Raw genomic sequence first — 9,963 nt, forward strand, 5'->3', positions numbered from 1 at the left:
CAGGGCCTGTTCCAGGCGTTCGAGGCGACCACGAAGCCTGAAACGAGCTGGACGTACGAAGTAGGCGCTCGGAGCAACCACAGCCTGTCCGGGCTGTTGTCCGGCTTCTCGGGCCAGATCAGCTACTACCATGTCGACTTCAGCAACCGGCTGCTGGGCATCAGCCCGACCGCGACGATATCCGGCATCGCAGGCATCGTGAGCGGCGCTGCGATCGTCCAGAACGTCGGCAGCGTGACCACGGACGGGATCGACGCCGCCGCGACGCTGCGGTTCGGCCGCGCCTTCTCGCTGTACAACGCGCTGTCGTACAACAACTCGCGCTACGACGAGAATTACGTGAGCGGCACCGCGACGGTGCTGACCGCGGGCAAGAAGGTTCCCGGTTCCCCCGACTGGCTCAACAAGACGGTCGCGACGCTCGATGCCGGGCCGTTCGACCTGCAACTGATCGGCGACTACTTAGGCCGGCGTTACGCGACCTACACCAACGATCTGGTCACGGTCGGCGACAACGCCGCCAAGGTGCCGGGGTATTTCACCCTGTCCGGACGGATCGCGTTCGACGTGCCGATCGGGGACCAATTTGTGGTGCACAAGCTGTCGGTCAGCTTGAACGTCACCAACATCACCAACATTCGCGCCGCCTCCAGCCTGGCGGTCGGCGCGGCGTCGGGCACGTACAGCTTCTTCCCAGTCGCGCCGCGCCAGTATTTCGGCACGGTCAGTGCGGCTTTCTGATGCGGATCGGGCTGATTCAGATCGGGCCGGTGCAGATCGGGCGGCGAGCCGTGATGGGCGGAGCGGTCGCGGGTGTCGCGGCGGCCCTAGCGGGTCGCGGTGGCGGTGCGTCCGTGCCGGGCAAGCCGGTGCCGCATGCCACGCCGCGCCTCGATCCGCGCTCCACGCCATCAGTGCTGGGCCACCGCGGTGCGTCCGCGCTGCGGCCCGAGCACACGCTCGCCTCCTATGCCAAGGCGGTCGCAGACGGCGCGGACTTCATCGAGCCGGACGTCGTCGCGACCAAGGATGGCGCGCTGCTGATCCGGCACGAGAACAACATCTCCGAGACGACCGACGTCGCCCGTCACCCCGAGTTCGCGGGCCGTCGCACGCAGACGGTGATCGATGGCCAGGCACAGGTAGGCTGGTTCACCGAGGACTTCACCCTCGCCGAGATCAAGACGCTCCGCGCGGTCGAGCGGCTGCCCAAGGTGCGGCCGGCGAACGCCGCGCTGGACGGGCGCTTCGATCTCGTGACCTGGCCCGAGATGATCGACTTCGCCGCCGCCGAAAGCCTCGCACGCGGCCGGCCGATCGGACTGGTGCCCGAACTCAAGCACTCGACCTATTTCGCCTCCATCGGCCTGCCGCTGGAGGACCGGTTTCTCGCCAGCGTGGCGCAGCATGACTATACGCGACGATGTCCGCTAATCGTGCAGTCGTTCGAGGTCGCGAACCTGCGATACCTGCGGCCTCGGTTGACGGGGTCGGGCGTCCGGCTGATGCAGCTGGTGACGGGCAGTTCCGAGGGCCTCAGCCCGGCTGACGTCACCGTGGCGGGCGGCAAGCTGACCTACGCCGACATGATGACGCCGGCGGGGCTCGCCGAGGTGGCGCGCTATGCCGACATCCTTGCGCCCGACACGCGCAGCATCATCCCGCTCCTGCCCGATGGCCGGCTCGGATCGCCGGCGCCCGTCGTCGCCGATGCCCATAGTGCCGGGCTCGTCGTCATGCCGTGGACGTTCCGGCCAGAGAACCAGTTCCTCGCCGCCGATTTCCGCGGACCAGGCGGCCCGACCGCGCGCATGCCTGCGGGCTCAGTCGCGGAGATGCGGGCGTATCTGGCGACGGGCATCGACGGCTTCTTCACCGACGATCCGGCGCTGGGCCGTGCGGCGGTCGATGGTTTGTAAGCCTGGCTCATGCGGCAGTTCGCGCTGGACGACCGAGGTCGTGTCCGCGACGGTATAGACTTGAATGTCGAGAAGGACTGACACGATGCGCCACCTGTTGCTCGCGCTGCTTGCCGGGGCTGCGTTGCCCTCCGTCGCCGCGGCGCAGGACCTGCCGACCGGCCAGCGACTGACCCCGCTCGCCGCGCCCGGCGCGCGGTTCGAGCCGCTGGTCGCCCATGTCGGCCCCAATCCCGCCTATCTCGCCGACGGCGCCGCCGCGATCGCGCGCAGCCCGGACGGGCGCGAGATGCTGGTTCTGACCAGCGGCTACAACCGGTACAACGGCGCCGACGGCAAGACGGTCGCGGCGCAATCGGTGCAGTACGTGTTCCGCTACGCGATCGACCGGGGCGGCAGCCGCTGGCTCCAGACGCTGACGGTGCCCAACAGCTTCTCGGGCGTCGCTTGGCTGCCCGACGGACGCGGCTTCGTGGTGGGCGGCGGCGTCGACGACACGGTGCACCTGTTCGCCAAGTCCGGAGGCAAGTTCGTCGAGCGCGGCCCGGCCATCCCGCTCGGCCACAAGGCCGGCATCGGCGCGGCGGTGAAGCCGCAGGCGGCCGGGATCGCGGTGAGCCCGGACGGCCGGCGCGCGCTTGTCGCGAATTACTACAACGACTCGGTCAGCCTGGTCGACCTGGCCGCCGCTCGCGTCATCGCGGAGCAGGACCTGCGCCCCGGCAAGATCGACCCTGCCGCCGCGGGCATGCCGGGCGGCGAGTTCCCGTTCGCGATCGTCTGGGCGGACGCCTCCAACGCCTGGATTTCCGCTCCCCGCGACCGGCAGATCGTGGCGCTGTCGGTCCAGGGCGACGCCGTGGGCGTAACCAGCCGGATCGCGACCAAAGGAGAGCCCACCGCGCTGCTCCTCGATCCCGCCTCGCACCGGCTGTTCGCGGCGGAGGACAATGCAGACCGGCTTGCGATCATCGATATCGCCACCGGCCGGCTGGTGGCGGAGCCCCGGCTCGGCCTGCCGTCGACGCTCGCCGACACCGCCCCGCTCGGCAAGGGCCTCAACGTCAACGGCCTTGCGATGCTGCCTGACAAACGCCTGCTCGTCACCATGGGGGGCGCCAATGCGCTGGCGATCGTCGCGCCATCGGCCACGGGCGCCGAGGTGCAGGGGCTGGTGCCGACCGGCTGGTATCCCAGCGCCGTAGCCACGAGCGGTGACGGACGGCGCGTGTTCGTCGTCAACCGCAAGAGCCCGCCCGGCCCAAATCCGCTCGGCTGCGCGCCCAAGCTCGCCATCTATCGCGGCCAGCCGAACGCCTGCGGGGCGGCCAATCAGTATATCTTCCAGTTGGAGAAGGCCGGGCTGCTCGAGTTCGCGCTGCCCGACGATCGCGCGCTCGCCGCGACGACGTTGCAGGTCGCCGACAATCTCGGGCTCGGGCAGGCAAAGCAGCGCGCCGCCGCGGAGGCGGCCATGGCGCCCGTCCGCGCGCGGGTGAAGCACGTCGTCTTCATCGTGAAGGAGAACCGCACTTACGATCAGGTGCTCGGCGACCTGGAAGTCGGCAACGGCGACCCGCACCTCGCAATCCTGGGCGCGAGACTGTCGCCCAACCACCACGCGCTCGCGCGGCAGTTCGTGACGCTCGACAATCTCTACGACTCGGGCGAGCAGTCAAGCACCGGCTGGACATGGACTACCGCGGGCCGCGCGCCGGACATGCTGGAGAAGACGGCCCCGGTGAATTACGCCGCCCGCGGGCTGGCGTACGAAGCGGAGGAGGCGGATCGCTTCGTCTATACCCAGCAGACGATGGCCGAGCGCCAGGCAACCAACCCGGCGCTGTCGAAGGACCCGGACCTGATGCCCGGCCCTGCCCTGCTCACCGCGCCCGACGCGGACGGCGACGACGATGACGACCGCGGCCAGGGCTTTCTGTGGGACGCCGCAATCAAGGCCGGGCTGAGCGTGCGCAATTACGGATTTTCGGATGCGTCGATCTATGACGCCGGCAAAGCGGGCGACGTGTCGCCGTTGCGCGAGCCATGGAAGACGCACACCCGCATCTACACGTCGGGCGACCGGCTGCTCGCGAGCCGCAGCGATCCGTATTTCCGCGGCTTCGACCAGAGACTGGCGGATTATTGGCGCGTGCTGGAGTGGCAGCGCGAATATGCGCAGATGGACCGTGCCGGCACGCTGCCTTCGCTCACGCTGCTGCGGCTCAGCCACGATCATTTCGGCGCGTTCGACGCGGCGCTCGACGGCGTGAACACGGTGGAGGCCGAAATGGCCGACAACGATTATGCTATCGGCCAGGTGGTGGAGACGATCGCCGGCGGCCGCGCCGCGGGCTCCACGCTGGTGTTCGTGGTGGAGGACGACGCGCAGAACGGCGCCGACCATGTCGACGCGCGCCGCTCAGTTGCGCTGGTGGCGGGCGCGGGGGTGCGACAGGGTGCGCTCGTCTCGACCCGCTACACGACGGTGAACGTGTTGCGCACGATCGAAAGCGTGCTCGGCCTGCCGCCGCTCGGCCTCAACGACGGGCTCGCCGCGCCGATGGCGGACCTGTTCGACCCCGCCGCGACGAGCTGGACGTATCGCGCCACCGCCGCCGACGTGCTGCGGACGACGCAGTTGCCGATCCCGGCCGACCGGTTCGGGACCGCTGTCGCGGCCACAGGCTGCCCGACGCGCACCGCGGCGTGGTGGGCGGCGGCGATGAAGGGGCAGGACTTCAGCGTAGAGGACCATCTCGACACCGGCCGCTTCAACGCGGCGCTGTGGACGGGGCTCGGCAGCGGGCCTGAACCGACGGCGCGTAGCGGATTGGACTTGCGCGAGAACCGCACGATGTTGCTTGCGACCGCCACTGAGTGCCGCAAAGACGCGCTCCCTGGCTGACGGAGCCAGTTTGTCGCTGCACCGACCGCCGATCGCACGTCACTATGTCGCCACTATGCGGCCAGTGGGAATCGATCTCGAAACCCTATGAACGGCTCGATACGTACGGATCGCGGGCAAACCAGCCCGCGTCATCTACGAGGTTCGAGCGACCATGTTGGCGTCAGTTTCCCCGGAGCCCGACCGATCGGACTCCATCATCTACGTTGGACAGGATGAGGCCGGGCATTGGCTCGTGCAGGACAACGGCAAGCGCTTGGAAGGCCGGTTCATCTCCTTCGCGACAGCCCTGAGCTACGCGAACGCGGAGCGGCAGCTCTATCACGCTCGGGTCGAGATCGCGCGGACTCCCCTGTCGCCGCTCATCCCCTACAAGCCGGCCGCCGATCACGAATACGCGCTCGCCCGCGCTGCCTGAGGATCCCTCCCATGTATAAACTCACGGAGCCCCGCTGTGCGTCGGCCGCGGACATGATGGCGATCCTGCACGGCGAGCACGACTTTTCGGCTGCCATCTCGCTTTCCCGACCGGTTTCTGATGACCGACCCGCGCGTGGCTCAGATGATGCGGTCGCTGTTGGCGGAGGCTCGGATCGAGCGAGGAAACTCGTCCGATGACCCGCCGGGACATCGTGTGGCGCGGCCTTGGTGCCGCGACGATCGCCGCGAGCTACGCCGCAACGCAGTTCGAGATCGGCGGCAAGGCGGCCGGGATTGGTTATTTCCTGGCCGCGGTCGTCGGCATCGTCCTCACGATCAACGGCCCCCGCGTGGCCACGGTGTTCCGGGCCGAACGTCGTGGTCACGCCTTCACGGCCGAGGCGGTCCATGCGGCGCGTGTCCGTCGGCAGGCCGCGCGGCGTGCCGAAGGTCCGCGATGACCATCGTCGCGACGTCCCTTTACCGGGACGGATACCGCGACTGTGATGCGGCAAGCGATGCCCGCATCGCCTGCGCTCGGGCGCCGAACGATTTCGTCTGGATCGATCTGGTCGATCCCACACTCGACGACCTTGCGGTCCTTCAGCCTGCTTATGGTTTGAGCGCGCTGTCGGTGGTGGACGTGCTTCGTGGCGCCGGTGCCCCGGTGTTCGAGGATCATGGCGATCACTGGTTCGTCGGCATGCCGGCTGCGGTTTCGCCGCCCGGCATGGAAGGCTGCGATCGCATCGCGGCGCTGATGGGCCCCGGATATGTAATCACCATTGCCTACGGTCTGCGTAGCCGCGGGCATCGGTCCGTGCTCGACAGGAACGAGCGTTCGAAGATCGACGCAAGCGACATCCTGTACGCCCATCTCTCGAACGCAATCGCCGGATATGAACACGCGATCGAAGCGATCGAGGAAGAGGTGCTTTCGTTCGCCCATCAGTCGCTCGGCCCGCCGACGACCCCTGAAAGCTACCGCCTCGCCTCAAGACTGCGCCTGAGGCTGAAGTCGATCATCGAAGTGCTCGATGATCTTGGTGATGTACAGGAAGATATCGAGCGATATACGGGTGAACGCGCCGGCGTTACTCTTCATGCGTCACCCCTCGCATTATCATGCCGGGTCCAAAGCCTGATGCAATCGGCTGACTTGCTGCTGAATATAGTAGATTTCTCGGTGGATTACCGTGATTGCAAGACGGCTCATGGCCAAAGGCATCGCTGGACCTTGCCGTCCATGGGCATGGTGATCTCGCTCATCATCTTGGTCGCTATACAGGGTGAATTGACTGGGCCGGTCGGCCACTCGTCCGGCCTCTTGTCACCATTGGCGATCGTTGGGTTACGTATCGGTCTTGTGCTGTGTACTTCGATAGTGTTGCTCAACCATATGAGCAAAGGAACATAGCTTCATCGAAGCTGAGTAGCCGTTCCACCTCGACTTCATCCGCGAGCGGCACCATAGGATCACCCGATGCCGACCGACATCTTCCTGACCCTCGGCAAGCTGCTCGCAGTCGTGATGCTGGTCGTCGCGAACGGGTTCTTCGTGGCCGCGGAGTTCGCTCTGGTAAGCATACGGCGCAGTCGCGCCGACGAGATGGCCGCCGGAGGATCGGCGTCGGCGCGGCTTCTCCAGCGCGCGCTCGACACGCTCGATCACAATCTTGCCGCCACCCAGCTCGGCGTGACGTTGTCGTCGCTGGCGCTCGGCTGGATCGGCGAGCCCGCACTCGCCCACTTTTTCGACCCCATGCTCGCCGGCCTGCCGTTCGGCGGAGCGCTGGCGCACGTCATCGCCGGGACGCTCGCCTTCCTGCTCATCACCAGCCTCCACATCGTGCTCGGCGAACTCGCACCCAAGAGCCTCGCGCTGCAGAGGACGGAGGGCACGGCGTTGTTCATCATCCGGCCGCTGGCGCTGTTCCGGGCGGTGTTCAAGCCGGCGATCATGCTCCTCAACAGCCTGGGCAACGGCGTGCTGCGTCTGTTCGGCCTCGATCCCGATGCGGCGGAGAGGAGCCTCCATTCGACCGAGGAGCTGAAACTGCTCGTGGCGGCGAGCAGGGAGGGCGGGCTGATCGACGGCGCTCAGCAGGAAGTGGTCGAGCGCGCGTTCAGCATGACGGACGTGCGCGTCCGCGCGATCATGACGCCGCGGCGCGACCTGGTCTGGATCGACGCCGACGCCGATGACGAGGCGCGCATGGCGATCCTGCGCGACAACCGGCACGCGCTGACACTGGTGGCGCGCGGCAAGCTCGACGCGCTGCTCGGTGTCGTCCGCAAGCAGGATTTGCTCGACGCGCACCTGAAGGGTTCCGCGATGGACCCGCTGGCGTTGCTTCGCGAGCCGGTGATCGTCCACGACGGCGTAACCGTCCTGCACGTGCTGGAACTCTTCAAGAACCGCCCGGTGCAGATGGCGGTCGTGGTGGACGAGTACGGCATCGTACAGGGCATCGTCACGCAGACCAATCTGCTGGAAGCGATGGCGGGCGACATCCCCGAGGAGGACGAGACCGCGGTAATGGTCGAGCGCGACGACGGATCGCTGCTGATCGACGGCGTCACGCCGTTCGTCGATGTGGCCAAGCGTCTGCACCTGCCGGCCATGACGGCGGCCGGCACGTTCCAGACCCTGGCGGGGTTCTGCCTCCATCATCTCGGCGGCCTGCCCGCTGCGGGCGCCGCGTTCGACGTCGAAGGATGGCGGTTCGAGGTCGTCGACATCGATGCTATGCGGATCGACAAGGTGATCGTCTCGCAGGTCACCGAGGCGGAGCCCGCCCCACAGCCCTGACGACGACCTCCCGTTCGCCGGTCCCGCAGACACGATCCTCTCTGACCTGCAAAGGCAATCAGATGACCGACCCTATCGTGACGAAACGGGGAGAAATGCTGTGCCCCGACCCTAGCCGGACGGTGCTGCGTCCGTTCCACCTCACTGACCCGGCGGAGGAAGGCGATCCGAACGGTCGCACTGCGCGCGTCATCCAACGCTTGCTGTCGCTCAGCCCTGACGAGATGGAGGCGGAGCTCACGGCCGTGACGGACGCGTTGAACGCGCGTCATCAGGATGCGGGCCGCGTACTCGGCCATCGCTTCGACGACTTGGCGTCCCGCTTTCCCGACAGGCTGACCGCCAACGATCGGCAGGCACGGCTGATCGCGCTGTTCTTCAGCGAGGAATATTCCGTCGAGGCCGCGGCGCTGTTCAATCCCAGCGTCGTGCCACACTTCGACCAGGATGGCCTGCCCGAGGGAGACACCCGCCTGATCGTATCGCTTCGCGGCATTGGTGAGGGGCATATCTCCTCGCTGATCTTCCAGACCGGGGTCTGGCATGCCGACGACACGATAACGCTGGACCCGCGCGGCGGTCTTGCGACCGGGCCCACGGCCGTACTGCCGGATCTGGACGGGCCCAAGCGTACCGCGGAGCTGACGTTCCCTGACGTGCCGATCTGCGATCGGGTGATCTATCCGTTCCTGCCCAGCCAGGGTCGCGGGATCGAGGACGCGCGCTTCTGCCGCTTCGTCGACGACGATGGTCAGGTCGACTATCGCTGCACGTTCACCGCGTTCGATGGTCTGGATAATCGCCAATCCGTCTTCAAGACGCGTGACTTTCGGACGTTCATCGGTCGTCGTCTCGATGGCAACGTCCGTTCCCGGAAAGGCGCCGCCTGGTTCCCGCGGCGCATCGACGGCCGCTACGCTATGCTGGCACGGCTGGACGAGGAGTCGATCTTCCTCATGATGTCGGACGATCCCGACACTTGGGCGGGCGGCACGGCGATCATCAGACCGCGCTTTCCCTGGGAGTTCGTGCAGATGGGCAATTGCGGCTCGCCGATCGAGATCGACGAAGGCTGGCTGGTGCTCACCCACGGGGTCGGCCGGGCGCGACGCTATTGCATGGGCGCGGCGTTGCTCGACCGTGACGATCCGTCGCGCCTGCTCGCGCGGACGTCCAAGCCGATCCTCGAACCCGAGGCCGACGAACGCGGCGGCTATGTCCCCAACGTCGTCTATTCGTGCGGCGGGATGGTTCGTGGCCGCACGTTGCTGCTGCCCTATGGCATCGCGGACAACTATACGGCTTTCGGGACGGTCGATCTCGACCGCCTTATGGCGGCGATGACGTAACGCACCGGGCGAGTAGTTCAGGGTATTTCAGGATATGGAGTCGAACTAGTAGTAACGGCTTAGACGTAACAGAGCTTTCCCGTTCTCGGTTTCTATCATGACCTGCTTGCCGGCAGGCCCATAGCGCCACTGCCATAGATCGCCCGCGAAGTAGGCCGTGTCCACGCGCGTGCCGTCGATCGAGATGATGTGCTCCCCACATTGAAGTCCGATCGACCCCGCGGGTGAGCCGCGCGCGACGTGCATGATCTCGAGATACGATCCTCGGTGAGCGACGAGGACGCCGCTCATCTCCCGATCGAACTCGACGCCCGCGATCGGCCGGAGCGCGACTTCGGCCCTCGCGAGATCGAGCACCAGGTGAAACCGGCGCCACACGTCGACGCCGATGTTGATCGGCTGCGGCGACGACCATGATGCAAGCGCATCGACCGGCACGTCGACGACGGGCAGCCCGCCGATCGAAAACGACGGCAGCGAAAAGGCGAGCGTCTCGCAAACTGTTGATTTCTGCTACGAGTTGACCCGGAGTTTTCGTTGAGGGGTGACCCGGTC

At 66.8% G+C, this 9,963-nt stretch carries 9 protein-coding genes; 8 read left to right on the plus strand and 1 reads right to left on the minus strand.

All coding sequences use genetic code 11. The annotated features are described in order from the left end of the window. The 8 genes from ACFE65_RS14340 to ACFE65_RS14375 all read left to right on the plus strand — a co-directional run. Positions 1 to 741, plus strand: a 741-nt coding sequence (locus ACFE65_RS14340; RefSeq protein ID WP_375383049.1) for a TonB-dependent receptor domain-containing protein, incomplete at its 5' end; no start/stop codon positions are given. Next, the gene (locus tag ACFE65_RS14345) at positions 741 to 1,919 is read left to right on the plus strand and encodes a glycerophosphodiester phosphodiesterase (RefSeq protein ID WP_375383050.1); all 1,179 of its coding nucleotides are present in this window, start codon (positions 741 to 743) and stop codon (positions 1,917 to 1,919) included. The genes ACFE65_RS14340 and ACFE65_RS14345, both read left to right, overlap by 1 nt. Positions 1,920 to 2,004: 85 nt before the next feature. Continuing rightward, the gene (locus ACFE65_RS14350) at positions 2,005 to 4,827 is read left to right on the plus strand and encodes a bifunctional YncE family protein/alkaline phosphatase family protein (RefSeq protein WP_375383051.1); all 2,823 of its coding nucleotides are present in this window, start codon (positions 2,005 to 2,007) and stop codon (positions 4,825 to 4,827) included. A 235-nt stretch (positions 4,828 to 5,062) separates the two neighbouring features. Continuing rightward, positions 5,063 to 5,245, plus strand: coding sequence for a hypothetical protein (locus ACFE65_RS14355; protein ID WP_375383052.1), 183 nt, complete (start codon positions 5,063 to 5,065; stop codon positions 5,243 to 5,245). 196 nt (positions 5,246 to 5,441) lie between these two features. Beyond that, positions 5,442 to 5,708, plus strand: coding sequence for a hypothetical protein (locus ACFE65_RS14360; RefSeq protein WP_375383053.1), 267 nt, complete (start codon positions 5,442 to 5,444; stop codon positions 5,706 to 5,708). After that, on the plus strand, positions 5,705 to 6,664 hold the full coding sequence (locus ACFE65_RS14365; protein WP_375383054.1) for a CorA family divalent cation transporter: 960 nt from the start codon (positions 5,705 to 5,707) through the stop codon (positions 6,662 to 6,664). Before ACFE65_RS14360 ends, ACFE65_RS14365 begins: the two co-directional genes overlap by 4 nt. Before the next feature lie 66 nt (positions 6,665 to 6,730). Further along, a complete protein-coding gene (locus ACFE65_RS14370) occupies positions 6,731 to 8,059 on the plus strand; it encodes a hemolysin family protein (protein WP_375383055.1) in 1,329 nt (442 codons plus the stop codon). 62 nt (positions 8,060 to 8,121) lie between these two features. Beyond that, complete coding sequence (locus tag ACFE65_RS14375; protein WP_375383056.1) at positions 8,122 to 9,408, plus strand: glycoside hydrolase family 130 protein; 1,287 nt, start codon at positions 8,122 to 8,124, stop codon at positions 9,406 to 9,408. A 45-nt stretch (positions 9,409 to 9,453) separates the two neighbouring features. Here the strand turns inward: ACFE65_RS14375 and ACFE65_RS14380 are convergent, their stop codons facing one another. Continuing rightward, on the minus strand, positions 9,454 to 9,846 hold the full coding sequence (locus ACFE65_RS14380) for a hypothetical protein (RefSeq protein ID WP_375383057.1): 393 nt from the start codon (positions 9,844 to 9,846) through the stop codon (positions 9,454 to 9,456). Positions 9,847 to 9,963 lie beyond the last annotated feature (117 nt).

The sequence above is a fragment of the uncultured Sphingomonas sp. genome, assembly GCF_964237335.1.
Lineage (GTDB): Bacteria > Pseudomonadota > Alphaproteobacteria > Sphingomonadales > Sphingomonadaceae > Sphingomonas.